23 protein-coding genes and 1 pseudogene are annotated in these 25,039 nt (G+C 67.5%); 15 read left to right on the top strand and 9 right to left on the bottom strand.

Translation table 11 applies throughout. The annotated features are described in order from the left end of the window. Positions 1 to 8: 8 nt before the first annotated feature. Genes pcaG through pcaD form a run of 3 tightly spaced genes read right to left on the bottom strand, consistent with a single transcriptional unit; the run spans position 9 to position 2,559 of the window. Positions 9 to 635, bottom strand: coding sequence for a protocatechuate 3,4-dioxygenase subunit alpha (gene pcaG, locus ASG62_RS04815; protein ID WP_056699620.1), 627 nt, complete (start codon positions 633 to 635; stop codon positions 9 to 11). After that, complete coding sequence (gene pcaH / locus ASG62_RS04810) at positions 635 to 1,357, bottom strand: protocatechuate 3,4-dioxygenase subunit beta (RefSeq protein WP_056699617.1); 723 nt, start codon at positions 1,355 to 1,357, stop codon at positions 635 to 637. Before pcaH ends, pcaG begins: the two co-directional genes overlap by 1 nt. Then, a complete protein-coding gene (gene pcaD, locus ASG62_RS04805; RefSeq protein ID WP_056699613.1) occupies positions 1,354 to 2,559 on the bottom strand; it encodes a 3-oxoadipate enol-lactonase in 1,206 nt (401 codons plus the stop codon). Before pcaD ends, pcaH begins: the two co-directional genes overlap by 4 nt. Positions 2,560 to 2,664: 105 nt before the next feature. Here pcaD and pcaQ point away from each other — a divergent pair, with 105 nt between their 5' ends. From pcaQ to ASG62_RS04790, 3 genes are all read left to right on the top strand, one after another. Continuing rightward, the gene (gene pcaQ / locus ASG62_RS04800) at positions 2,665 to 3,585 is read left to right on the top strand and encodes a pca operon transcription factor PcaQ (protein ID WP_056699612.1); all 921 of its coding nucleotides are present in this window, start codon (positions 2,665 to 2,667) and stop codon (positions 3,583 to 3,585) included. A 94-nt stretch (positions 3,586 to 3,679) separates the two neighbouring features. Beyond that, the gene (locus ASG62_RS04795; RefSeq protein ID WP_056699609.1) at positions 3,680 to 4,528 is read left to right on the top strand and encodes a cyclase family protein; all 849 of its coding nucleotides are present in this window, start codon (positions 3,680 to 3,682) and stop codon (positions 4,526 to 4,528) included. A gap of 127 nt (positions 4,529 to 4,655) precedes the next feature. Then, the gene (locus ASG62_RS04790) at positions 4,656 to 6,548 is read left to right on the top strand and encodes a bifunctional sugar phosphate isomerase/epimerase/4-hydroxyphenylpyruvate dioxygenase family protein (protein WP_056699606.1); all 1,893 of its coding nucleotides are present in this window, start codon (positions 4,656 to 4,658) and stop codon (positions 6,546 to 6,548) included. A gap of 47 nt (positions 6,549 to 6,595) precedes the next feature. Here ASG62_RS04790 and ASG62_RS04785 read toward each other — a convergent pair whose 3' ends face one another. Then, positions 6,596 to 7,243: a TetR family transcriptional regulator gene (locus ASG62_RS04785; protein WP_056699604.1), complete on the bottom strand. Its 648-nt coding sequence runs from the start codon at positions 7,241 to 7,243 to the stop codon at positions 6,596 to 6,598. A 364-nt stretch (positions 7,244 to 7,607) separates the two neighbouring features. On the opposite strand from ASG62_RS04785, the gene ASG62_RS04780 reads away from it, so the two are divergent. The 8 genes and pseudogenes from ASG62_RS04780 (at position 7,608) to ASG62_RS04750 (ending at position 14,862) form a co-directional block, all read left to right on the top strand. After that, the gene (locus ASG62_RS04780) at positions 7,608 to 8,174 is read left to right on the top strand and encodes a TRAP transporter small permease (protein ID WP_056699794.1); all 567 of its coding nucleotides are present in this window, start codon (positions 7,608 to 7,610) and stop codon (positions 8,172 to 8,174) included. A gap of 14 nt (positions 8,175 to 8,188) precedes the next feature. After that, positions 8,189 to 9,472, top strand: coding sequence for a TRAP transporter large permease (locus ASG62_RS04775; RefSeq protein WP_056699601.1), 1,284 nt, complete (start codon positions 8,189 to 8,191; stop codon positions 9,470 to 9,472). A gap of 119 nt (positions 9,473 to 9,591) precedes the next feature. Continuing rightward, the gene (locus tag ASG62_RS04770; RefSeq protein WP_056699791.1) at positions 9,592 to 10,602 is read left to right on the top strand and encodes a TRAP transporter substrate-binding protein; all 1,011 of its coding nucleotides are present in this window, start codon (positions 9,592 to 9,594) and stop codon (positions 10,600 to 10,602) included. 69 nt (positions 10,603 to 10,671) lie between these two features. Continuing rightward, positions 10,672 to 11,532, top strand: a complete 861-nt coding sequence (locus ASG62_RS04765; protein ID WP_056699597.1) for a shikimate dehydrogenase — start codon at positions 10,672 to 10,674, stop codon at positions 11,530 to 11,532. A 721-nt stretch (positions 11,533 to 12,253) separates the two neighbouring features. Then, positions 12,254 to 12,781, top strand: coding sequence for a TadE/TadG family type IV pilus assembly protein (locus ASG62_RS04760; RefSeq protein WP_162247004.1), 528 nt, complete (start codon positions 12,254 to 12,256; stop codon positions 12,779 to 12,781). Then, the gene (locus ASG62_RS04755) at positions 12,782 to 13,333 is read left to right on the top strand and encodes a TadE/TadG family type IV pilus assembly protein (protein WP_056699588.1); all 552 of its coding nucleotides are present in this window, start codon (positions 12,782 to 12,784) and stop codon (positions 13,331 to 13,333) included. A 53-nt stretch (positions 13,334 to 13,386) separates the two neighbouring features. Next, a pseudogene (locus ASG62_RS27980) lies at positions 13,387 to 13,545 on the top strand (TadE/TadG family type IV pilus assembly protein); the annotation flags it as partial. Between the two features lie 78 nt (positions 13,546 to 13,623). After that, positions 13,624 to 14,862 (top strand): hypothetical protein, encoded by a 1,239-nt coding sequence (locus tag ASG62_RS04750; RefSeq protein WP_200944783.1) that lies wholly within the window; start codon positions 13,624 to 13,626, stop codon positions 14,860 to 14,862. Positions 14,863 to 14,873: 11 nt separating this feature from the next. On the opposite strand, the gene xylB is transcribed toward ASG62_RS04750, so the two are convergent. Genes xylB through ASG62_RS04725 form a run of 5 tightly spaced genes read right to left on the bottom strand, consistent with a single transcriptional unit; the run spans position 14,874 to position 20,850 of the window. Continuing rightward, entirely contained in the window at positions 14,874 to 16,343 is a 1,470-nt protein-coding gene (xylB, locus tag ASG62_RS04745; RefSeq protein WP_056699583.1) for a xylulokinase, read from the bottom strand. A gap of 11 nt (positions 16,344 to 16,354) precedes the next feature. Next, the gene (locus ASG62_RS04740) at positions 16,355 to 17,320 is read right to left on the bottom strand and encodes a sugar-binding transcriptional regulator (RefSeq protein ID WP_056699581.1); all 966 of its coding nucleotides are present in this window, start codon (positions 17,318 to 17,320) and stop codon (positions 16,355 to 16,357) included. A 25-nt stretch (positions 17,321 to 17,345) separates the two neighbouring features. Next, positions 17,346 to 18,128: an alpha/beta fold hydrolase gene (locus ASG62_RS04735; protein WP_056699579.1), complete on the bottom strand. Its 783-nt coding sequence runs from the start codon at positions 18,126 to 18,128 to the stop codon at positions 17,346 to 17,348. Continuing rightward, positions 18,125 to 18,361 (bottom strand): biotin/lipoyl-containing protein, encoded by a 237-nt coding sequence (locus ASG62_RS04730; protein WP_056699575.1) that lies wholly within the window; start codon positions 18,359 to 18,361, stop codon positions 18,125 to 18,127. The genes ASG62_RS04735 and ASG62_RS04730 overlap by 4 nt, the downstream gene beginning before the upstream one ends. 23 nt (positions 18,362 to 18,384) lie before the next feature. Beyond that, entirely contained in the window at positions 18,385 to 20,850 is a 2,466-nt protein-coding gene (locus ASG62_RS04725; protein WP_056699574.1) for a thiamine pyrophosphate-dependent enzyme, read from the bottom strand. Between the two features lie 257 nt (positions 20,851 to 21,107). Between ASG62_RS04725 and ASG62_RS04720 the strand changes: the two genes are divergently transcribed. The 4 genes from ASG62_RS04720 (at position 21,108) to ASG62_RS04705 (ending at position 24,962) form a co-directional block, all read left to right on the top strand. Beyond that, a complete protein-coding gene (locus ASG62_RS04720) occupies positions 21,108 to 22,103 on the top strand; it encodes a substrate-binding domain-containing protein (RefSeq protein WP_056699573.1) in 996 nt (331 codons plus the stop codon). A 110-nt stretch (positions 22,104 to 22,213) separates the two neighbouring features. Continuing rightward, positions 22,214 to 23,209, top strand: a complete 996-nt coding sequence (locus ASG62_RS04715; protein ID WP_056699572.1) for an ABC transporter permease — start codon at positions 22,214 to 22,216, stop codon at positions 23,207 to 23,209. Further along, on the top strand, positions 23,209 to 24,021 hold the full coding sequence (locus tag ASG62_RS04710; RefSeq protein WP_056699570.1) for an ATP-binding cassette domain-containing protein: 813 nt from the start codon (positions 23,209 to 23,211) through the stop codon (positions 24,019 to 24,021). The genes ASG62_RS04715 and ASG62_RS04710 overlap by 1 nt, the downstream gene beginning before the upstream one ends. Then, the gene (locus ASG62_RS04705; protein WP_056699567.1) at positions 24,018 to 24,962 is read left to right on the top strand and encodes a carbohydrate kinase family protein; all 945 of its coding nucleotides are present in this window, start codon (positions 24,018 to 24,020) and stop codon (positions 24,960 to 24,962) included. The genes ASG62_RS04710 and ASG62_RS04705 overlap by 4 nt, the downstream gene beginning before the upstream one ends. Positions 24,963 to 25,039: the final 77 nt, after the last annotated feature.

The raw sequence follows: 25,039 nt of genomic DNA, 5'->3' as shown, positions 1-25,039 counted from the left end.
CATGAGGGTTAGATGTCGAGGAAGACGGTCTCGCGGTCGCCCTGGAGGCGGATGTCGAAGGTGAAGACGGGGAGCCCGTCCCGCTCCGTCCGGGCCGCGATCAGCGTCTCGCGCCGATCCGGCTCGGGAATGCGCTGGAGCAGCGGATCGCGCGCATTGGCCTTCGCCTCGTCGGCGAAGTAGAGCCGCGTGTGCAGGCCGAGATTGATGCCGCGCGCGACGATCCAGACCGTGATGTGCGGCGCCTGGAGGCGGCCGTCGCCCATCGGCACGGCGCCCGGACGGATCGTCTCGAAGCGGTAGGTGCCGTCGATATCCGACACCGGCTGGCGTCCCCAGCCGGCGAAGGCGGGATCGGCGGCGCCGCGCGTCTCGGCGGGCGAGTTGTGGAGACCTGCCGCATCCGCCTGCCAGATCTCGATCAGCGCGTCGCGCACCGGTGCGCCGGCGCCGTCGGTCAGGCGGCCCTCGACGATGATGCGCTCGCCCTTCGTCTCGGGGCCGACGAGGACGAGGCCGAGATCGGCGCTCCAGACGCCCGTGATCTCGACCCAGTTCGGATTGGTGCCGATATGGACGTAGGGGCCCGCGGTCTGCGAGGGCGATTCCTTCAGGTAGTCGAGGGACTGGACCATCAATTGCCCTCCAGCCGGTTCTCGAACATCGTGGAGCGGCGTCCGCGCAGGACGATGTCGAACTTGTAGGCGAGGCTGTCCATCGGGATGGTCGCGTTTCGGTCGAGCGCGGCGACGAGGCTCTCGATGGCCTGTCGATCGGGGATCGTCTTCACGATCGGACACTGCCAGATCATCGGATCGCCCTCGAAGTACATCTGCGTGACGAGGCGCTGCGCGAAGGCGTGGCCGAAGACCGAGAAGTGGATATGCGCCGGGCGCCAGTCGTTGACGCCGTTCGGCCAGGGATAGGCGCCGGGCTTCACCGTCTGGAACTCGTAGCGGCCGAGATCGTCGGTGACGGCGCGCCCGCAGCCGCCGAAGTTCGGATCGAGCGCGGCGCGGTAGCCCTCCTTCTTGTGGCGGTAGCGGCCGCCGGCATTGGCCTGCCAGAACTCCAGAAGCGCGCCGGGGACCGGACGGCCGGTCTCGTCGAGGACCCGGCCATAGACCACGATGCGCTGGCCGATCGCCTCCGCGCCGTCCTTGCCGAAATTGCGGATGAGGTCGTTGTCGAGGGGCCCGAGGATGTCGTGTCCGAAGACGGGGCCGGTCTCCTCTGAAGGCGTCGTCGGCATGGAGAGCAGCGCGTGACGCGGCGAGCGCAGGATCGAGGTCTTGTAGGAGGGCGTCAGGGCCGGCGGATGCTGGGCCCGGTCGCGTTGGAAGTAGGACCCGCTCATCGTGCAGCCTCCGTCCGGTCCGTCTCGGCCTTGCCCATCCCGGCAAGAGTCGCCTTGGCGATCTTGATCGCATGGTTGGCCGCCGGCACGCCCGCATAGACCGCGACATGCATCAGCGCTTCCGCGATGTCCTCGGGCGCAGCGCCCGTGTTGCGGGTGGCGCGCACATGCATGGCGACCTCCTCGTCGTGGCCGAGCGCGGCCAGAAGCGCGATGGTCACGATCGAGCGCTCGCGCCGCGTGAAGTGCGGCCGCGACCAGACCGTGCCCCAGGCGCCCTCCGTGATGAAGCGCTGGAAGGGCGCGTCGAACGCGGTCACGGCGGCGGTGGCGCGGTCGACATGGGCGTCGCCGAGAACCGCGCGGCGTACGGCCATTCCGGCGTCGAAAGCCGAGCCCCTCTCGGCGCTGGCCCGTGCGGGGGCCTGCAGATGGTTCGCGATCGCGCCGGCGACCTCGGCGGGCCGCTCCAGGCAGGGGAGGTGGCCGGCGCCCGGGATCGTCCGGAATTCGGCGCCCGGAATGAGCCGCGCCGTCGCCTCCACGAGATCGGGCGGCGTCGCCAGATCGCCGTCGCCGACGAGGACGAGGGTCGGGGCGACAATAGCGGGAACGTCGCCGGTCAGATCGGCATCGCGCAGGGCGGCGCAGATGCCGGCATATCCCGCCGCGCTCGTCTGCGCGAGCATGGACCGCCAACCGGCGAGGACCGCGCGTTTTTCCGTGGCGAAGGCCGGGGAGACCCATCGCGCGACGACGGCGTCCGCGATCGAGGCGGTGCCCCCGGCTTCCACCGCCGCGATGCGCTCGTTCCAGCCGTCCGCCGTGCCGATCTTCGCCGCCGTGTCCATGAGAACGAGCGAAGCCAGACGCTCGGGATGATGGAGCGCGAAACCTTGCGCGACGAGGCCGCCGACGGAAAGGCCGACGAGGCTCGCCGTCTCCCAGCCGACCGCGTCGAGGAGGCCGGCCGCGTCGGCCACGAGCCGGTCCAGCGTGTAGGGAGCGGGCGCCGCCTCGGTCAGCCCATGGCCGCGCATGTCGTAGGTGAGAATCTCGCAGGTCGGCGCGAGCAGGGTCTCGACCTCGCCCCAGATGCGCAGGTCCGAACCCAGCGAGTTCAGGAACATCACGCGCCGCCCGCCGGCCATGCCACCGAGACGGTAGTGGGTCGCGATGCCGTCGATCTCAGCGAAGGCCATGCCCGTTCTCTCCCGACGTTCGTCCGTTGGAATGTGAGGTAATCCTCGATCGTGGTGATGTAAAATGAGGATTGATGCGCGGCGCATAACCGGTAGGTTATCACCATGCTCCAAGCCGCCCTCCGCCTCCGGCACCTGCGCACCTTCGTTGCGGTCGCGCGGGAGGGCAGCGTCGTACGCGCGGCCGACGCGCTTTCGGTCACGCAGCCGGCGGTCTCGAAATCCATCAAGGAACTGGAGCTGATCGTCGGCACCGAGCTTCTCGACCGCTCGCGCCGCGGCGGCGGCCTGACGCCGGCGGGCGCGATGTTCCTGCGCCATGCCGAGGCGAGCCTGGCCGCGCTGCGCCGGGGTCTGGAGGAGGTGGAGGATGCAGGCTCCGCCAGCGCCAGCCCCGTGCGCGTCGGAGCCTTGCCGACCGTCTCCGCGCGCCTCCTGCCGCTCGCGATCCAGCGCTACCGCGCCCATGCGCTGGGCGCGACGCCTCGCATCGTGACGGGCCCGACCGGCTATCTCATGACGCAGCTGCGGCAAGGCGACCTCGACATCGTCATCGGCCGCATGGGCGAGGCGGAGGAGATGACGGGCCTTCTCTTCGAGCATCTCTATTCCGAGCCGATCGTCTTCGCCGCCAGAAGCGGCCATCCGCTGGCCGGCTCCCCCGCGCCGGGCCCCGAGATCGGCCGCTTCGAGTGCCTGATGCCGCCGCCGGGCTCGGTCATCCGCCCGACCGTCGACCGCCTCTTCCTCGCCGCCAACCTGCCGCGTCCCGCCTCGATCGTGGAAACGGTCTCGCTTGCCTTCGGGCGGGCCTATGTCCGCGAGACCGATGCGATCTGGATCATTTCCGAGGGCGTGGTGCTCGAAGACCTGCGCGCCGGGCTCCTCACCCGCATCGCCATTCCGACCGAGGACACGCAAGGCCCGGTCGGCGTCTCCACGCGCGCCGGCATCGCGCCGTCCCTGTCGGCCGAAGTTCTTCTCGGCGAGTTGAGATCGGTGGCGGCGGAAATCCGGGCGGAATAGGCGAGTGCCGGCCTCCTTGCATTCACGAACCAGTTCGTACACTTTTAACGTCCTGCTTGAGGAGGCGGGATCGTTATCAAGGGGAGGAAGAGCCATGTGCCCGAGAGGTTGTCTTCAATCGATCTGCGACCACGCCACGCGCCGAGGCCTGTTGAAGGCCGGCTTCGGCTTCGGCCTTGCTGCCGTCGGCGGCCTTGGCTTGGTCCCGCCGGCCGCGGCGGCGGACGCGGCTGCCCCGCCGGCTCCCGAGCTTCGTTTCTCCAAGGTCCATGACCTCACGCACACGCTCTTCGAAGGGTTCCCGACCTTCAGCGGCGAAAAGTGGTTCACCGTCGAGAAGCCCGTGACCTGGGAGAAGGACAAGGTGAACCTCCATCGCTGGACGCTGATGGAGCACACCGGCACCCATATGGATGCGCCGCTGCATTTCTCGAAGGATGGCAAGAGCGTCGACATGATCGACATCGCCGATCTCGTCGTCCCCCTCGCGGTGATCGACATCCGCGAACGCGCCGCGGCCGATCCCGACGCGGGCCTGACGCTCGACGACATCAAGGCTTGGGAGGCCAAGAACGGCCCGCTGCCGGAAGGCTGCTGCGTCGCGATGAACTCCGGCTGGCACAGGCTTCTCGACCAACCGAAGTTCACGGGCCGGGATGCCGAAGGCCGGAACCACACGCCGGGCTTCCATGCCGAGGCCGCGCAATTCCTGATCGAAGAGCGCAGCGTGAAGGGAATCGCGGTGGACACGCTGTCGCTCGATCGCGGCATCGCATCCGGCGAATTTCCGGTTCACTATGCCTGGCTTGGCAGCGGACGATGGGGCGTGGAGGCCATCGCCGGGCTCGACGACCTTCCCGCCAAGGGCGCCATGCTGGTCGTCGCCGGGCCGAAGGTGAAGGGCGCGACCGGCGGCCCGAGCCGTATCCTGGCCCTGGTCTGAGACACCGACGTCTCGGCCGGATGTCGCGGCATCGCGGCCGGGGCCAAGCGAAACAGCACCACCGACCCGCCGTTTCCGCAGCATCGGGACGGCCTGGTCGGAGCGAAAGCCAGCGCGGAGCCACGCCATGAAGACCTCGATCGCGACCGTTTCCCTGTCCGGCGATCTCGCCGACAAGCTGAGCGCCACGGCGGCGGCCGGCTTCAACGCGGTGGAGATCTTCGAGAACGATTTTCTCGCCTTCGATCTCGGCGCCCGCGAGGTCGGGCAGATGGTGCGCGACGCCGGGCTCGAAATCTCGCTCTTCCAGCCCTTCCGCGATTTCGAGGGTCTGCCCGAGCCCCAGCGCGCCAAGGCTTTCGACCGCGCGCGGCGCAAGTTCGAGACGATGAACGAGCTGGGGACCGACCTCATCCTCATCTGCTCCAGCGTCTCTCCCCTGGCGCAGGGCGGGATCGACCGCGCCGCCGACGATCTGCGCGAGCTCGGCGAGATCGCGAAGGAGGCCCGCGTTCGCGTCGGCTACGAGGCGCTCGCCTGGGGGCGATACGTCAACGACCATCGCGACGCCTGGGAGATCGTGCGCCGGGCGGACCACCCCCATGTCGGGCTCATCCTCGACAGTTTCCACACGCTCTCGCGCGGCATCGATCCCGGCTCGATCCGCTCCATTCCGAAGGACAAGATCTTCATCGTCCAGATGGCGGACGCCCCGAAGCTCGACCTCGACCTCCTCTCCTGGAGCCGGCACTATCGCAACATGCCGGGCCAGGGCGACCTGCCGGTCGCCGAGTTCATGGCCGCCGTCGAGGCGACGGGCTATGACGGCTACTATTCGCTGGAAATCTTCAACGACCAGTTTCGCGCGGGCTCGGCGCGCCAGACGGCCGTGGACGGGCGGCGCTCGCTCTTCTTCCTGATGGACCGGCTGAAGGCGGAGGGACGGGCGGTGAACGGCTTTTCGGAGCCCGAGCCGCTGCCGCCCAGGGCTCGGACCTCCGGCGTGTCCTTCATCGAATTTGCCACCGACGGCGCCTCGGCCACCGCGCTTTCGGCCATGCTCGTCGCGATCGGCTTCCGGCCAGCCGGGCGCCACCGCTCCAAGGACGTGGACCTGTTCACGCAAGGGGACCTCCGCGTCGTCGTGAACACGGAGACGGAGGGCTTCGCCCATTCCTCCTACGTCGTGCACGGCACCAATGTCTGCGCGCTCGGCCTGCGCATGGCCGATGCCCTGGCCGCGCTCGCCCGGGCGGAGGGCCTCCTCGCCCATCCCTTCCGGCAGAGCGTCGGATCGGGCGAGCTGGAACTGCCCGCGATCCGCGGCGTCGGCGGCAGCCTTCTCCATCTCGTTCCCGAGGACGATGCGCTCGGCCGGCAATGGGAGACCGATTTTTCCCTGGAGCCCGGCTGGGACGCGCATGCGGGCGCCGGCCTTCTGGCGGTCGATCACATTGCGCAGACCGTGCGCTTCGAGGACATGCTGTCCTGGACGCTGTTCTACCGCTCGATCTTCGATCTGACGATGCTGCCGGCCGTCGAGGTGCCCGATCCCGGCGGCCTCGTGCGCAGCCAGGTGCTGGAAAACGACGACGGCAGCCTGCGCATCGTTCTCAACGGCTCGCAGTCGTCGCGCACGCTCTCGGCGCGCTTCGTCTCGCAGTTCGTCGGCCCCGGCGTGCAGCACGTCGCCTTTCGCACCGCCGACATTCTGAGAACGGCCGAGATCCTCGCGGCGAACGGCGTGCGCGTCCTGCCGATTCCGCAGAACTATTACGACGACGTCGAAGCCAAGTTCGACGTCGATGCCGACACGCTCGCGGCCATGCGCCGTCTCGGCATCCTCTACGACCGCGACGAGGCCGGCGAGTATTTCCAGATCTATCTCCAGGCGCTGGAGGGCGGTTTCTTCATCGAGATCGTGGAGCGGCGCGGCTATGCGGGCCTTGGCGCCGCCAATGCCTCGATCCGCCTCGCCACCCAGTCGCGATTCGCGCCGGAGGGACTGCCTGCCCGCTAGAGCATCGGACGGGTTCGAGCCCGAGCGGCGCCGACGGCGTCGTCCGGTCAGGCCGTTCCGAGGAGCGCCAGGACCGAGTCCTGCAGGAGCGCCTTGTGCCGGACGCGCGTCTTCGGCTCGGCCAGATCGCGGCCGAAGATCGTGCCGAACGTGTGCCGGTTGGAGACGCGGAAGAAGCAGAAGGAAGAGATCAGCATGTGGAGGTCCGTCGGATCGACCTCGCGCCGGAAGACGCCGCTCTCCTGCCCGCGCCTGAGGATCGATTCGATGGTCGAGACGACCGAGACGTTCAGCTGGCTGAGCACGGTCGACTGGCGCATGTGCTCGGCCCGGTGGATGTTCTCGATCGTCACCAGCCGGATGAAGTCGGGATGGGCCTCGTCATAGTCGAAGGTGAAGTCGATGAGGCGCCGCATGGCCTCCATGGGCTCGAGCTCGCCGAGCTTCAACTCGTTCTCCACCTTGCGGATCGCGGCATAGGCGTCTTCGAGAACGGCGAGATAGAGCCCTTCCTTCGACCCGAAATGATAGTAGATCATCCGCTTGGACGTGGCGGTCCGCTCGGCGATGGCATCGACCCGCGCGCCGGACAGGCCGTTCGCGGCAAACTCGTCGCGGGCGACGAGGAGGATGTCGTCGCGCGTCTTCTGCGTGCGGTCGCGCTGCGCGATTCGGCGTTGGCCAGCCGACGACAAGCCCTCCCGTCCGTTCGGTGCAGCTACCTCCTTCTGCATCGCCTCGGATATGCTCGTGTTCATTTCCACCCTGACGTTCTTGCTGGCTCCGGTCGCGCGCGAGTATTGCCGAGAGCATGATCCCGCACCATTCCCGACGATACGTCATCGAACCGCATCATGCTAATATTGACTGAACGAACCAGTTAGTACATCTTTTACTCAAGGCCGGCAGCTGGGATGGAGCGGCTGGACGACTCAGATGCCGGACCGACCCACGAATTCGCCCTCCGCCTTTCCGATCGGGAACGCGCCGGGCAGAGAGGACCGGGCACGGCACTATGCGAGCGCGAACGCGCCGATCGACATCGGGAGGATGTTCATCATGCAGCGAATTGTCGACTTCTATTTCTGGATGCTGAAGGCTGCCATCGCGCTCCTTCTGGCGGCGATGGTCATCCTCATTTTCGGCAATGTCGTGATGCGCTACGCACTGAACAGCGGCATCACCATGTCCGAGGAGCTGTCGCGCCTTGCTTTCGTCTGGCTGATCTTCCTCGGCGCCGCGCTCGCGCTTCGCGACCACGCCCATATCGGCATCGACACGCTGATCCGCGCGCTTCCGCCGAAGGCGGCGAAGGCCTGCGTTCTCGCCGGCTACCTCCTGATGCTCGTCGCCTGCGCCCTCCTGATCCAGGGCAGCCTGGAACAGTCGATGCTCACCTGGAGCGCCGTGACGCCTGCGGCCGGCATCTCGATGAGCTGGTTCATGATTCCGGTCGTCGTCTTCTCCGTCACCGCGCTTCTCCTTCTCGGCGTCGAGGCCTTTGCCATCCTCACCGGCCGGATCGACATCGCCGAGGCGACGCTCGTCCAGGAATCGGAAGACCTTCTGCCACCCGACGCGACCCGGCCGGCCCTGCCGCCGGTCGCCGCCGGCCTCGGCCGCTGAAGGGAGCCCGATCCATGGTCGTCGGCGTCTTTCTCGGCTCGCTTCTCGGCACGATGGCCCTCGGCATGCCGATCGCCTTCGCGCTCATCCTCTCCGGCGTCGCGCTGATGATCCACATGGATCTCTTCGACGGGCAGATCGTCGCGCAGACGATCCTGCAGGGCGCCGACAGCTTCACGCTGATCGCGGTCCCCTTCTTCATGCTCGCGGGCGAGATCATGAACCAGGGTGGCCTGTCCAAGCGGATCGTCGATCTCGCGGTCTCGCTGGTCGGCCATCGCCGGGGCGGGCTCGGCTTCGTCTGCATCCTGGCGGCCTGCGTCCTGTCCAGCCTCTCCGGCTCGGCGGTGGCGGATGCGGCGGCGCTGGCGGCCCTTCTCATGCCGATGATGGTGAAGTCCGGGCACGACCCGGCTCTGTCGGGCGGTCTCATCGCCTCCTCGGCGGTCATCGGGCCGATCATCCCGCCCTCGATCGGCTTCATCCTCTACGGCGTCGTCGGCGGCGTCTCGATCACCAAGCTCTTCCTCGCCGGCATCGCGCCGGGCCTCATGATCGGCGCTGCGCTCTGCGTCGCCTGGGTCATCGTCAACCGGAAGGAAAAGTTCGCCCTGCCGATGCGGGCGAGCGGCGCGGAGCGGCGGCACGCCTTCGTCTCCAGCCTCTGGGCGCTGATGCTGCCGGTCATCATCATCTTCGGCCTGAAGTTCGGCGTGTTCACGCCGACGGAGGCCGGCGTCGTGGCCGCCGTCTACTCGCTCTTCGTCGCGATGGTCGTCTACCGGGAGCTGACGCCCGCCATGCTCTTCGGCGTCTTCGCCGCGGCGGCCAAGACGACGGCGATCGTGATGTTCCTGGTGGCCGCGGCCTCGGTCTCGGCCTGGCTGATCACCATCGCGGATCTGCCGGGGGCCATGGTCGCCCTCCTCGAACCCGTCATGGACAACCAGACGCTGCTTCTCGTCGCGATCATGGTCCTCATCGTCGCCGTCGGCACCGCGATGGACATGACGCCGACCATCCTGATCCTGACGCCGGTGCTGATCCCGGTGATCAAGCAGGCCGGCATCGATCCGGTCTATTTCGGCGTCCTCTTCATCATCAACAACTCGATCGGCCTCATCACCCCGCCGGTCGGCACGGTGCTGAACGTCGTCTGCGGCGTCGGCGGCATCTCGATGGAGAAGCTGATCCGCGGCGTCTGGCCCTTCATGCTGGCCCAGCTCGTCGTCCTCATGCTGCTCGTCCTCTTCCCGGCGCTCGTCACCGTGCCGGCCGCCTTCTTCTCCGGACGCTGACCGCGCCCGGACATCTCCATCGTCACCGTCCGCGCTCGGGAGGCGCGGGCGACGTCAAGGCCTTCGGGCCACACACCAGGACGGCAGGACCGTCCCCTTCGGGAGGAACCATCATGCGCATGATCAAGGGCTTCGCGGCCGCACTCGGCCTCGCCACCATCCTCGCCTCGGCCGGCATGAGCCATGCCGAGATCAGCGAGCGTACCATCAAGTTCGCCGCCCAGAACTCCAAGGGCCATCCGCAGGTGACCGGCATGGAGCGCTTCGCCGAGATCGTGAAGGAGAAGAGCGGCGGCAAGATCACCGTGAAGCTCTTTCCCGGCGGCGTGCTCGGCGGCGACGTGCAGACGCTCGCCTCGATCCAGGGCGGCACGGTCGAGATGAGCGTGATGAACGCCGGCATCCTGTCGGGCACCGTGAAGGAGTTCGGCGTCGTCGATCTACCCTTCCTGTTCGGCACCCCCGAAGAGGCCGATGCCGTCATGGACGGCGAGGTCGGCACCGGCCTCATGAACCGCCTGCCCGAGCAGCGCCTCGTCGGCCTCGGCTTCTGGGAGCTCGGCTTCCGCCATCTCACCAACGACCGCCATGCCGTGAACGGCGTCGAGGACGTGAACGGCCTCAAGATCCGCACGGTCCAGTCGGCCGTTCCGATCGCCACCTTCAACGCGCTCGGCGCCAATGCGGTGCCGCTGCCCTATCCCGAACTCTACAGCGCGCTGGAGACCGGCACGGTGGACGGCCAGGAGAACCCGCTCTCCAACATCGTCAACGCCAAGTTCACCGAGGTCCAGAAGTACCTGACCCTCACCGGCCACCAGTACAATCCGCAGATCGTCCTCGTCTCGAAGGTCTTCTGGGACAAGCTCGACCCCGAGGAGCAGGCGCTTCTCCAGGCCGCGGCGACGGAGGCGCGGGACTACCAGCGCAAGGTCTCGCGCGAGGCCAATGCCGGGTTCCTCACGGAGATCACGGCGAGCGGCATGGAGGTCGTGGAACTCAGCCCTGAAAAGCTGGACGCCTTCCGCAAGGCGGTCGAGCCCGTCGTCGCCGAGTTCCGCGACACGATCGGCGCCGAGACCGTGGATGCTCTGAACGCCCAGCTGAAGACCCTGCGCGGGGCCCAGTAAACCATCCGCGACGGCGGCCGGCCGCGACCGGCCGCCGAGACGCTTTTCCTGTCATCGAAGGCATGCGCCATGCTCGATAGTTCCAAGACCACGATCCAGGTCGGCCTGATCGGCAGCGGGATTCAGCTGTCCCGCTCGCCGGCGCTCCACGAGGCGGAGGCGAGCGCGAACGGCCTTGCCTTGTCCTACGAGCTGATCGATCTCGATCGGCGGGGCGTCGGGCTCTCCGCATTGCCCTCGCTCCTCCGGGAGGTCGAGGCGCGCGGCTTTGCCGGCGTCAACATCACCCATCCCGCCAAGCAGGCCGTGATTCAGGAGCTCGACGCGCTGTCGCCGGAGGCCGAGGCGCTCGGCGCGGTGAACACGGTCGTCCTCGAGGAGGGGCGCCGCACCGGCCACAACACCGACTGCTCGGGCTTTGCGGAAGGGTTTCGCCGAAACCTGCCGGGGGCCGACCTCGCCCATGCCGTGCAGCTCGGCGCGGGCGGCGCGGGTGCCGCCGTCGCGCGCGCCATGCTGCAGCTCGGAACGCGGCGGCTCACGCTCTTCGACCGGGACGAGGAGCGGGCCGAGCAGATGGCGGAGAAGCTGGCGCGCCAGTTTCCCCGGGCGCTGGTCGAGCCCGGCCGCGACCTTCCGGGCTCGATGCGCGAGGCGACCGGCCTCGTCCACGCCACGCCGACCGGCATGGCCGCCCATCCCGGCCTGCCGCTCGATCCGGCCCTCATCGAAGCCCGCCATTTCGTGGCCGAGATCGTCTACTTCCCCCTCGAGACCGAACTCCTCAAGGTCGCCCGCGCCAAGGGCTGCCGGACCGTGGACGGCGGCGGCATGGCCGTCTTCCAGGCGGCCGGCGCCTTCCGGCACTTCACCGGCCTCGAACCCGACCCCTCGCGCATGCTGGCGCATTTCGCCACGATGGGCGCCTGAAGGCGGGTTTCACGCGGCTTGCGAGGGCCTTCGGGGCGATCGGCGTTGGCATTGGAAACGCGCGGCTGCCGAATTCTAGGCCGCGAACCTCAACGGCTGGCTCGGCGAAACTCTGAATTCGTCATGGGCGAGGAACGCAGTCGATCGAGAAGGCGCGTGATCCGACGTTGATCGCCTCCCGATCGCCACGCGATTGTCTCGGGAGGAGGCCGAGCGACGCGTCTGGACTTGGCGTTTCGGCAGGCCGGTCGCGGACGTCGGGGAGGGCGTGCGATGGATGGAATTCATCGTGGCGAACGCGCGTCGCTCGATCCAGATTCGTTCGCAAGAGAGCTGCATCCCGACAGCGGCAGTGAATCGCACTTCGTCTGGCGGCGAAACCAGCCCGCGGCGCTTGCGAGATTGCCGTAGAGGAAGACCGTTCCGTTGTTGCGCCCGCGGCCTGATCGCTGCCGGCGATGACGTCGATCGAGCCGAAACTGCTTGAGATCCGTCGTAAGGCGCGGCCGTGAAGCCGGTCGGTGGCCGCCTGCCGAGGTCGAGCTCGCGCCGTCAGGTTGTGATCACACGAGACGGCTACTAAAATTATTGCGCAACGGCAGCTTCTTTAAGGCGGGCTTAAGCTCTGCCCCCTACTTTCTATACCAGATAATCTATCTCCCCATCTAAATATCGTTAGAAGAGTTCCGTCGTGAGAACTGGCTGGAATGTCGCATCTATGATGGCGGCAAAGGTGAAGCTGCGTCCTAAAATAGCATTTTTGCGCAACAGGAAGGGCGTTGCGGCGATCGAGTTCGCTTTGCTGGGTGTTCCTTTCTTCATGATCCTGTTCGCCATCTTGGAAACGGCGCTGATCTTCGTAGGAGACATGACGCTCGAACAGGCGGTCGAACGCGCGGGACGATCGGTCCGGGTCGGAACGGTGACGAAGACCAATATCGGCAGCGGAGACTTCAAGAAGTCTTTGTGCAGGGAAATTCGGGTTCTTCTCAGTTGCGACAAGGTCGTGTTCGATCTTCGCTCCTATTCGGACTTCGACTCGATCCCCCGAGCCGCCCCGATCAAGGAAGGCGCCCTCGACGTCACGGGTTTCCGGTTCGAGCCCGGCAATGCGGGCCAGATCATGGCTCTCCGGGCCTTCTACGAATGGCCCCTGATCACGAACGTGATCCAAGGGTCCATGTCGAACCTCTCGGGTGGCAAGTATCTTTTGTCCGCCAGCGCCGTCTTCCAGGCGGAGCCTTTTTGAATGGCCCCCGTCTTCCGCCGTTCGAGGCGATGGGCTGGGGACCGGTCGGGAGCCGGCGCCGTCGAATTCGCGCTCGTCGCACCCTTTCTTCTGTTCCTCTACATCGGCGCGGTGGACACGACGCGGGCGATCGTCGTCAGCCAGAAGGTCCAGAACGCCACCGTGTCCGTCAACGATCTCGTGACGCAAGCATCGGAACTGACGAAGGACAATGTGCTCAAGACGTTCAAGGCCGCCGATGCGATCCTTGCGACACCCAATGGCAGCGCCCTTCAGCTTCGGGTGACCGCGGTCGAGATCAACGCGGCAGGTAGCGCCAAGGTCGCGTGGTCGGTGTCGCGCGGATTGGAGCGCTACACGTCCGGCAAGCCCTATACGCTGCCCGCCAACCTTCGAAACCTTCGCGACTACACGCTCGTCGTCACCGACTCCCTGCTCGACTTCAGCCCGCTCTCGGAAATGGTCATCCGTTCGAAGATACCCCTGTCGGCGCAGTCCCAAGGCCGATTTCGGGGGCGCAAGGCCGTCGCCTGCGCGGACTGCACGAAGTAGCGACGCCCCCACACTCTCATCCTGCTCGCCAGCCCCTTCTCAGGAGCATCCCAGTGCTGCGAACGTTTTTGAACGATCGGCGCGGTAACTTCGCTCTCGTCGCCGCGATCGCGACGCTTCCCCTCATTCTGTCGGTCGGAGTGGGCATCGACGGCGCGCGCTACTACAAGGCCCGCTCGCACCTCCAGCAGGCCGTCGATATGGCCGCGCTCGCCGTCGCCGCCTCGATCGAGCAGGATACGGGCAAGCTCCGCGAGCAGGCCGAGATCTTCATCCGCGACAATCTCGACATGCGCACGATCGAATCCGTCGCCCTCGCGAGTTTCGACGCGACGTCCGATGAGGTTAGCATCCGTGTCGCCGGTTCCCTTCCGACGACCTTCATGAAGCTCGCGAAATTCGAGCAGATGGACTTCGAGACGATGACGGTCGCCAAACGCTCCCCGGAGCGGATGATTGAGGTCGCGCTCGTTCTGGACAACACCTACTCGATGGGTGTGCCCGACCCGTCCACCGGCGAAACGCGCATCGCGACCTTGCGCAAGGCCGGCAAGAGCCTGGTCGAGGCGTTGGTGCCTGTGTCCAACGAGGGCACCGTTTCGATCGCACTGGTTCCCTATGCGGATCACGTCAATGTCGGCGTCGGCAACAAGTCGGCCTCCTGGCTGGCGCTCGACGCTGCCGAGCGAACGGAGACCGGCGGGGGCGACCGCGTCTGCGAGCCTCGCTACAAGACAGGCAAGACCAAAAAAGTTTGCAAAAAGTACTCACAGAAGACTTGCACCACAGTGAAAGACGGCATCCCGGAAACCTATAGTTGTGACGATCAATGCCTTCTCGAGGTCGAGGAAGATGAATACGATCAGAAATGCACGGGCACGTCCGCCTGGACGAAGACCTACAAGTTCTGGGGCTGCGTCGGAACGCGGACGTCGATGTCGCTCCGGTTGAGCGATGCATCGCCGGCGTCCAAGTATCCAGGTTACGTCGAACGATCGCAGACCTGCGCCCGTCCGATCATTTCGCTGACGAAGGACCGACCCGCCCTTCTCGCGGGCGTCGCCGCGATGACGCATGAAACGTCGAAGGATTATGCGGCGTACACGCATATCCCCTCGGGAGTTGTCTGGGGACTGAACGTGCTCTCGCCGCTGCCTCCTTTCGAAGAGGCCGAGCCGTACGACGAGGAGAACCTCATGCCGCGCAAGGTCATGATCCTGATGACCGACGGCGACAACACGCTGATTCACGACAGCCGGGGCAAGCATGTCAAATTCGATTCGAAAACGGCCGACGCTCAGTTCAAGAGTGTGAACAAGGACACGCTCGATATCTGCACGAATGCCAAGAAGAACGGGATCGAAATCTACTCGATCGCCTTCGCCGTCACGAAGCAGGAGGCAAAGGATCTCCTGAAGGGCTGCGCCAGCGACACGGCCCATTATTACGACGCAAACGATGCGGCAAAGCTGACGGCGGCCTTCTCCGGCATCGCTCGGTCCATCAACCAGGTTCGCCTCGCCCAGTAATAGGCGAAGACCTAACTGATAGCGGCGGGCAGGCCGGACAGGGCGGGGTAGAGTTCGAGATAATCGGCAAAGCGCGAGCGATAGGCGGCGACACCTTTCGGATCGGGCTCGACGATGCGGTCGACGGGAGCCGGCGCCGTGCAGAGATCGTGCGGCTGACCATCGGCGAGGGCGCCGAGCCGGGCAGCGCCGATGGCGGACGCGAAATCGGCGTCGCCGACGAGATGCAGCGGGCGTTCGAGCACGGTCGCGATGATGCGGCACCAGAGGGGGCTCCGCGCGCCGCCGCCGACGAGGCCGATCGCGCCTTCGGGCTCCGAGCCGGCCGCGCGCATGAGATCGAGGCCCTGGCGCAGCGAGAAGGCGACGCCCTCCAGCACCGCCTTGGCGAGGTCCGGGGACCGGCAGTCCGCATCGAGCCCGACGAAGGCGCCCCGCGCGGCCATGTCGTTGTGGGGCGTGCGCTCGCCGCGCAGATACGGCTGGAAGAGGACGCGGCCGGGGAGGGGGCCGAGCGCTTCGGCGCGGGCCAGAAGCGCCTCGATATCCGGCTCGTTGCAGAGCGCGGCGGCGAAAGCGAGGCAGCTCGCGCCGTTCAGCATGGCGGCCATCTGATACCAGCGGCCGGGCAGGCAATGGGCGAAGGCGTGGAGCAGCGAGGCCGGCGCGGGCCGGAAGGTGGTCTCGGCGGTGACGAGCACGGCGCCCGTGCCGAGCGAGATGAAGGACTGGCCTTCCCTTACGCAGCCGAGCCCGAGCGCGCCCGTCGCGGCATCCCCGCCGCCCGCCGCGACCGGAATGCCCGCGGAAAGGCCGAGTTCGGCGGCGATCCCGCGCTTCAGGCGGCCGGAAACGTCGGAGCCTTCGAGAAGGCGCGGCAGGACGGAGGACGGGAGCGCGAGCCGGTCCAGCACGGGCTCGAACCAGGTTCGGGATGCGCCGTCGAGAAGCTGAGCGCCGGCGGCATCCGAGACGTCGGTCGCGTGCTCGCCGGTCAGCCAGAGGCGAACATAGTCCTTCGCCCAAAGGATGTGGCGAAGGGCCGCGACATCGGCCGGCGCCTCTTCGGCGAGCCAGAGGAGCTTGGCCGCGGAGAAGCTCGCCATGGGACGGACGCCGGTCGCCTCTGCAAGACCCGGCAGATCGGCGGCGAGACGCTGGGCCTGGCCCGCGCCGCGCCCGTCGTTCCAGAGAATGGCGGGGCGCAAGGGGCGCTCGTTCTCGTCCAGGACGACGATCGAGTGCATCTGGCCGGACAGGCCGATGGCGCGCGTCGCGGCGAAGGCGGCGGGGGCCTCGGCCCGGAGGCAGCCGAGCACGTCGCGGACGGCGGCGAGCCAGAGGTCTGGATCGATCTCGCTGATGCCGGGCCGGCTTTCGCCGGCCGCGTAGACCGCGCTGGCCGTGGCGATGCGCCGGAGGTCTCCGCCGAGAAGCACCGCCTTGGTGGCCGTCGTGCCGACATCGATGCCGAGATACATGGGACGGACCGTTAGATGCGCTGGAGGAGCGCGGTCGCCGCGCCCTCGTCGGTGAAGAGCGTGTGGCAGCCGACGCGGCGGATCGCGGCGAGGATCGCATCCGCCCGTTCAGCGCCGCCGCAGGCGATGACGATATGCTGGGCGGTCGCGAGGTGTTCGAGGTCCACCGACATGACGCGCCCGTTGATCGGATGATCGACGCTGCGTCCGTCGCGGTCGAGGTAGTTGCACATGAGGTCGCAGATCGCGCCGCTGGCGACGATCTCGCGATACTCCGCTTCCGTGACGAAGGCGCGCGACAGAGAGCTGGCGTCCGGGCCGACGTCGCCGACGCTGAAGACCGCGATGTCCAGCGATTGCGACAGAACCTCGATCTTGTCGAGGCCGCAGCGCGTGCGAAGAATCTCCTTGGTTTCCGGCGAATCCACGAGAAGCGGGGCGGGAAAGAGGTAGCAGTCGGCGCCGAGCTGGCTCGCGAGCCGCCAGGAATAGTCGATCGGATTTTCGCTGCGCGTCTCGATGAGCCCGCCGAGGAGCGAGACGACCTTGACGCCCTCGCGCCGGGGCGAGCGGAAGCTGGCGAGCGAGGCGCTGAGCGTGCGGCCCCAGCCGACGCCGACCATCGTCCCGTCGCCGATCGCCTCGGACAGGAACTTGCCGAGCGCAAGGCCCACCGAGCGTGCCGAGCCTGCCACGTCCGGCGAACCCGGCACGACGACGACCTCGTCCAGCCCCAGCGCCTTTTCCAGCTTCAGCGCGAGCTCGATGCAGCTCCGGTCGCCCTCGTTGATCCAGATCTGCACCTCGCCGCGCTTCAGCGCCTCGTCGAGGAGCTTGATGACGGTCGTGCGGGACAGGCCGAGCTGGTCGGCAATGTCCTTCTGCGTGAGGTTGTGGTTGTAATAGAGCCAGGCTGCGCGCAGGCGGAGCGAGCCATCGTCGGAGAGCACGCCTTGCGCGCGTCGCAGCTTCGTCATCGCCGTTCCTTCGCCACCGGAGCCGTCAAGCCGGCAGGACGCTATCGCCGAGGAAGGCCGCGAGCCAGCCATTCACCTCGGTCGCGTTCTCCACATGGGGCAGATGACCCGCGCCGGCCACGATGCGCGTCTCGCCGCCGAAGCGGGCGAGCGCGGTCTCGTCGGCGGGGTTGATGCGGTCGGCGGAGCCCCAGATCGTCAGGCGCGGCATCGGGCCGGCGGCGATCGTCTCCCTCGCCGCAGCCAGGGAAGCGGCGTCCGCCGTGATCATGGCGGCGACCGTCTGCAGCGCCGCGCGGCGCCCGGGCTGGCCGAGCTGGGAAAGAACATGCGCGATCATCTGTTTGTTGATGAGGCGCGGGCGCGACACGAGGCGATGCAGAAGCGCCTCGGCATCCGCGGCCTCGGTCAGCTTGGGGTAGAGGTCGAGGAATTCGGCATCGACGCCCTGGCCGAGACCGGCGGGCGCGATGAGGACGAGGCGGCGCACCAGATCAGGCTTGGAGGCGGCGACGAGAATGCAGATCGCCGCGCCCAGCGAATGGCCGACGAGGTCGACGGTGCCGAGGTCTTCGGCCTCGATCGAGCGGGCGACGAGATCGGCGATCTCCTCCATCGTGGTCTCGGCGAGCGCCTCCGCGCCGTGGCCGGGCAGGTCCAGCGCGTAGACGCGGTGCGACGCCTGGAGCGCTGCCTGATTGGCGAGCCAGGAAAAGCGGTCGGAGCCGAAGCCGTGGACGAGGACGACCGGCGGACCCTCTCCGCCGGTATCGACGAGGCGAAGCCGGCGAGAGGGGGCCTCGCTCATGCCGAGATGACGCCCAGCGTGTCGCCGACGGCGGCGAGGTCGTCGGCCTCGACGAGGATCTCCGTCAACGTGCCGGAGACCGGCGCCTCGATCTCGATCGTGACCTTCGGCGTCGTCACCGTGACGATCTGCTCGCCCTTCTCGACGAAGTCGCCGACGGCCTTCAACCAGCCGTCGATCTGCGCTTCCTCGATCTCGTTTCCGAGCTGCGGCATGAGGATTTTGTGGTCCATGGTCTGGCTTTCTCGGATGGTTTTCAGAGCGAGTGGCGGGCGAGTTCGAGATCGTCCCAGGTGCGCACGCCCCGGCGGTTGCTCTTCTTTTCCGGGTAGAACTCGCCGGTGACGATGTCGATGATATCGCCGACCTGCGGGAAGTAGGTCGATTCCATTTCCGCGCCCGGCACGATCCAGTTGGGCGAGCCGAGAACGCGCGGCGGGGCCTTGAGGTCCCCGAAGGCGAAGCGCGTGATGTTGGAGGAGAGCGTCATCAGGAAGGAGCCGCGCTCGCTGGCCTCCGAGACGAGGAGGAGGCGGCCGGTCTTCTTCACCGAGGCCAGAACCGCCGCATAGTCGAAGGGCACGAGCGTGCGGGCGTCGATCACCTCGGCGGAGAGCCCGTGCGTCTCCTGCAGCTGGTCGGCGGCGGCGAGCGCGGCGTAGAGCGAGGGGCCGATGGTGAGGATCGTGACGTCCTCTCCCTCGCGCTTCACGTCGGGCTGGCCGAAGGGGATGCGGTAGTAGTCTTCCGGCACGCCGCCCTCGTGGAACTGCTCGCCGATATCGTAGAGGCGCTGGCTCTCGAAGACGACGACGGGATCCTGGCTGGCGAGGGCGGAGGCCATGAGGCCCTTCGCGTCGTAGGGCGTGGCGGGATAGATCACTTTCAGGCCCGGAATATGGGCGACGAGGGCGGTCCAGTCCTGGCTGTGCTGGGCGCCATATTTGGAGCCGATGGAGCAGCGCAGGACGACCGGCAGCTTCAGATGGCCGGCCGACATGGACTGCCACTTGGCCATCTGGTTGAAGATCTCGTCGCCGGCCCGGCCGATGAAGTCGCCATACATCAGCTCGATCAGCGCCCGGCCGCCCTCCATCGCGTAGCCGACGGCGGTCGAGACGATGGCGGCTTCCGAGATCGGCGAGTTGAACAGGCGCTGGTGCGGCAGGAGGTCGGACAGGCCGCGATAGACGCCGAAGGCGCCGCCCCATTCGCGGCACTCCTCGCCATAGGCGATCAGCCGCTCGTCATGAACCATGTGATGGAGGATCGCCTCGAACAGTCCGTCGCGCAGGGTGATCGCGCGCATGGGCGAGAGCTTGTCACCCTCCGGCGAGAGGCCGAAGCGGCTCTTCTTGGCGTTCTGGCGCACGCGCGCGGTCGTGTCCGGCGCCTTCACGTCCGGCGCGGGCTCGGCGGGCAGCTCGATCTCCTCGTTGGAGAACATCAGCCGCCCGATGAGCGTCGGGTTGGAGTGGATGTCGATGATCGTCCCGGCCTTCGGATCGACGGCGGCGGCCGTCACCGCGCGGATGGTCCCGGCCACCGTCTCCTTCATCGCCTGGACGTCTTCCAGACTCATCACGCCGGCTTCGACCAGCGTGGTCGAGAAGGAGGTGATCGGGTCGTGCGCCTCCCAGGCGGCCATTTCCTCGCGCGAGCGGTAGACGTTGGCGTCCGTCGTGGAATGGCCGCTGATGCGGTAGCACTCGACGTCGAGAAGCGCGGGGCCACGGCCTTCGAGCAGCAAGGCTCGCTTGCGGGCGACGGCATCGGCGACGGCGAGCGGGTTCGTGCCGTCCACGGTCTCGGCATGGAGCGCCGCGGGATTGACCGATGCGCCGATGCGCGACAGGCGGTCCCAGCCCATGGTCTCGCCGATCGTCTGGCCGCCCATGGCGTAGAAGTTGTTGTTGAAGAAGAAGAGGACGGGCAGGCCGCCCTTCTGCGCGTCGGTCCAGAGCGTCTCGAACTGGGCCATGGCGGCGAAGTTCATGCTTTCCCAGACGAGGCCGCAGCCCGTCGAGCCGTCGCCGGAATTGGCGACGGTGATGCCCTTGGAGCCCGAGAGCTTGCGCCGGAGCGCCGCACCCGTCGCGATGCCGGAGGAGGCGCCGACGATGGCGTTGTTCGGATAGGCGCCGAAGGGCAGGAAGAAGGCGTGCATCGAGCCGCCCATGCCGCCGTTGAAGCCGTTGCCGCGCATGAAGATCTCGGCGAGCAGGCCGAAGAGCAGGAAGTTTTCCGCCACCGCCTTCGCGTCGGCGCCGCCCAGATGGGTCTCGACCGTCGCCAGGAGCGAGCCGCCGGCATGATGCTCCATGATGGCCCGAAGCGCCGCCGGATCGAGGTCGGCGATGGCGGCGAGGCCCTTGGCGATGAACTCGCCGTGGCTACGGTGGCTTCCGAAGATGTGGTCGTCCGGCGTCAGCGCCAGCGCCGCGCCGACCGCCGCGCCCTCATGGCCGATCGAAAGGTGGGCAGGCCCCTTGTAGGCGTATTCGATGCCGGAATAGGCGCCGGTCGCCTTGAACGTGCCGAGCATCGTCTCGAACTCGCGCACGATCATCATGTGCCGCAGCACGTCCTTCAGCCGGGCATCGCCCCGCACCGCCCGTTCGGACGCGATGTCGCCGGCATAGGCATGGACGGGGATCGTGGGGAAGGCGAGGGAGCCGGCTTTCCGGAACAGGCTCGGATCGACCAGGATTTCTTTCGGCACGACGTCACTCCCAAGGACAGGCAGAGGGCGGCAGGCCTGACCGGCCCGCTCTTTTTCACATATGGTTTTCGTAAAACGCAAATGTCAACGCTGTGGCTGTCGATTTATCAGTTCCGCATCGCAGCAACATTTGGCAAACGGTAAACGCAAATGTCGTTGACAGCAAGGCGCGTTCCAGCCCATCAATTCGGCACCGGTCCATGGCAATCCTCGGGAGGGAGCCTCGTGCGGAGCGGTCAACCACTGGGAGGTGAACCATGAATTGCAGAGAGTTTTCCCGTCTGGCGCAGGGCGTCGCAGGCGCTCTGATCCTCAGTGCCGCCGTCTCCGGCGCAGCCTCGTCCGCACGCGCCGAGGAGATGGTCGTCGGCCTCATCACCAAGACCGACACGATCCCGTTCTTCGTGAAGATGCGCGAGGCCGCGACGGAGGAGGCGGGCAAGCTCGGCGTGAAGCTCGTCGCCTCGACCGGCAAGTTCGACGGCGACACGGAAAGCCAGGTCGCCGCGATCGAGAACCTGATCAGCCTCGGCGCCAAGGGCATCATGATCACGCCCTCGAACTCGACCGCGATTCTCTCGGCGGTGAAGGAGGCCCGCGACAAGGGCATCATCGTCATCGCGCTGGACACGCCGACCGAGCCGCCGGAGGCCGTGGACGCGACGATGGCGACGGACAATTTCAAGGCCGGCGAGTACCAGGGCACCTATGCCCGGCTCGCGCTCGGCGGAAAGGCGCCGAAGATCGTCATGCTCGACGGCACGTCGGGCTCCAGCGTCTCCGAACTGCGCCACGACGGCTACCTGAAGGGCATGGGCCTCGCGGAAGGCGATCCCGCCATCGTCGGCGCGCAGTTCACCAACGGCGCCACCGACAAGGCGCAGGCCGCGATGGAGAACCTCCTCGCCGCCCATCCCGACATCAACGCGGTCTATTCGATCAACGAGACCGCGGCCGCCGGCGCCTATGCCGCGATCAAGGCGGCGGGTCTGGAAAACGACATCGTGCTCACCGCCATCGACGGCGGCTGCGCAGGCGTCAAGAACGTCGCGGACGGCAAGACGGCGGCGACCGTCATGCAGTTTCCCCGCAAGATGGCCGCCCTCGGCGTGAAGGCGATCGTCGATGCGGCGAAGGGCGGGGCGAAGCCCTCCGGCTTCATCGACACCGGCTCGGAGGTCATCACCGACAAGCCCTTCGCCGAACTTCCCTCCAAGGACACCGCCTTCGGCGCGAAGGCCTGCTGGGGCTGAAGCCTGTGCGGGCGGCGCTTCGCCGCCCGCGACCCGCCCCCGCGCGGCCGCCGGTGCGCCCTCCCGCGCATCGGCGGCCCCTCCCTCCTTTCGCGACAGGGATCGCCGCCATGTCCTCCGCCTCCAAGCTCGCGCCGGGCGTCCGGGCCGAGCGCCAGCCGCTCTGGAAGAGCGCGCTGATGCTTCCGAGCGTCGGTCCGCTCGTCGTGCTCCTCGTCTTCTGCGCGATCTTCGCGCTGACGACCGGACCGTTTCTCTCGCCGCGCAACGCCTCGCTCATCCTGCAGCAGAGCGTCATCCTCGGCGCGCTCGCGATCGGGCAGACGCTCGTCATCCTGACGGCCGGCATCGATCTGGCCGCCGGCGGCATCGCGGTTCTGTGCATGATCATCATCGGCCGTTCGCTCGCCGAAGGGTTCGATCCCTTTCTGGCTCTGGCTCTCGCCTTTGCTGTCGCGACCTTCATCGGCGCGGTCTCCGGCGGGCTCGTCAGCCGGCTGAAGCTGCCGCCCTTCATCGTGACGCTCGGCCTTCTCGGCATCGTCACGGCGGCGACGCGGCTTCTGTCCATGGGCTCTTCCTTCCCGATCGAGAGCGACGTCGCCGCCTTCTTCGGCAACGGCTTCACCATCGGCGGCGCGCGCGTCACCTACGGCATGATCGCAGTCCTCGCGCTCTACGCCGCCGTCGCCTTCGCGCTGAACGAGACCTGGTGGGGGCGGCACGTCTATGCCGTCGGCAGCAATCCCTCCGGCGCGCGGCTCGTCGGCATCGAGACCGGGCGCACGCTCCTCAGCGTCTATGTCGTCGCCGGCGTGATCTACGCCTTCGGCGCCTGGCTCGCGCTCGGGCGCATTCCAAGCGCCGATCCGAACGCGCTCCAGACCGCTAATCTCGACTCGATCACGGCGGTCGTCATCGGCGGCACCAGCCTCTTCGGCGGGCGCGGCAGCGTGATCGGAACGCTGATCGGCACGCTGATCATCGCCGTCCTTCGCAACGGCCTCACCCTCCAGGGCATCGATCCGCTCTGGCAGGATCTCGTGACCGGCGTTCTCGTCATCCTCGCGGTGGCGGTGGACCAGCTCTATCGGCGGGGGCGGTGATGACGGCGAACCGGAACGACATCGTCTTCGAGGGTCGCGGCCTCACCAAGCGCTACGGCCATGTCACGGCGCTGGACGGGACCGATTTCGAGCTGCGGGCCGGGGAAGTCATGGCGGTCATCGGCGACAACGGCGCGGGAAAATCCTCGCTGATCAAGGTCCTTTCCGGAGCGATCCGGCCGGACGAGGGCGAGCTTCTCCTCGACGGCAGGCCGATCGCCTTCAAGGGGCCGTCGGAGGCGCGCCGGCACGGGATCGAGACCGTCTATCAGGAGCTCGCCGTCGCGCCCGTGCTCGACATCACCGCGAACCTCTTTCTCGGGCGCGAGATTCGCCGCAAGGGCTTCGCCGGCCGCTGGCTCGGCATGCTGGACAAGCCGGCCATGCGCGCCGAGGCGATCCGCCATATGGAGACGCTGCGCTTCAACATCCCCTCCATCGCCAGTCCCGTCGAGGTGCTTTCGGGCGGGCAGCGCCAGGGCGTCGCCGTCGCCCGCGCCGGCGCCTTCGGGCAGAAGCTCGTGATCATGGACGAGCCGACCGCCGCGCTCGGCGTGCGCGAGTCGGGGCAGGTTCTCGACCTCATCCGCACCATCCGCGACCGCGGCCTGCCCGTGGTTCTGATCTCGCACAACATGCCGCATGTCTTCGAGATCGCCGACCGCATCCACATCCAGCGCCTCGGGCGGCGCATCGCGCTTATCTCGCCGGGGGACTGTTCCATGTCGGACGCCGTCGCGATCATGACCGGCGCCGCGCCGCCGCCGGGCGCGGGCGCGCCGAATCCGGCCCCGGCGGACCTTGCCCGATGATCCTCACCTGCGGCGATGCGCTGATCGACATGGTGCCGGTGCGCCGGCCGGGCGAGCCGCCGAGCTATCGCCCGATGGCGGGCGGCTCCTGCCTCAACATCGCCGTCGCGCTCGCCCGGCTCGGCACGCCGGCGGGCTTCGTCGGCGGCATCTCGACCGATTTCCTCGGCGACATCCTGCGCGACACGCTGACGGCGGAGGGCGTGGATCTCTCCCGCGCGACCTTTCTCGACGAGGAATCGACGCTCGGCCTCGTTTCGCTCGAAAGCGGCTCGGCGCGCTACGTCTTCTACGATCAGGCCAGCGCGAGCCGGCACTGGGCGCCTTCGGAGCAAGCGCTGGATTTCGCTGACGTCTCCGCGGTTCACTTCGGCTCCGTGACGCTGATCGGCGATCCCGCAGGCGCGCGCTGCGAGGCCTATGCGGCAAAGGCCCGGCGCCATTGCCTCGTGACGCTCGATCCGAACTGCCGGCCGACCCTCGTCCGCGATCCCGCGGCCTATCGGGCACGGATCGACCGCATGGCGCAACTCAGCGACATCGTCCGCCTTTCCGACGAGGACGCCGCCTATCTCTATCCCGACACGCCGCTCGACGCCGTCGCCAGCCTCATCCTCGACAAGGGCGCCCGCCTCGTCGTCCTGACGCGGGGCGCTGCGGGCGCGGCTGCCGCCACCCGGTCCGCCTCCGCCCATGTGCCGGCGGTCGCGGTCGCGGTCGAAGACACGATCGGCGCCGGCGACAGCTTCTTCGCGGCCTTCCTGACGGCCCTTTCCGACCTGGGGTCGCTCGATCGGGCTGCCGTCGAGTATCTGTCGCCGGCGGATATCGAGATCGCCCTTCGCTTCGCCGCCCGGGCCGCGAGCCTCGCCTGCACGAAAACCGGCGCGAACCCGCCCTATCGACGAGAGCTCGCAGCCAGGGTTTCCGAAATGTCGTGAGAGGGTCGGTCGGACTATCCAAGCCTGGTCGAGATCGACGTCGTTCGCGACGTTATGATTCAGGGAGTTTTTTACGG

The sequence above is a fragment of the Aureimonas sp. Leaf427 genome (genome assembly GCF_001425485.1).
Taxonomy (GTDB): domain Bacteria; phylum Pseudomonadota; class Alphaproteobacteria; order Rhizobiales; family Rhizobiaceae; genus Plantimonas.
Note: the sequence above shows the minus strand (reverse complement) of the source record. Positions and strands in the feature narration are given on the sequence as shown.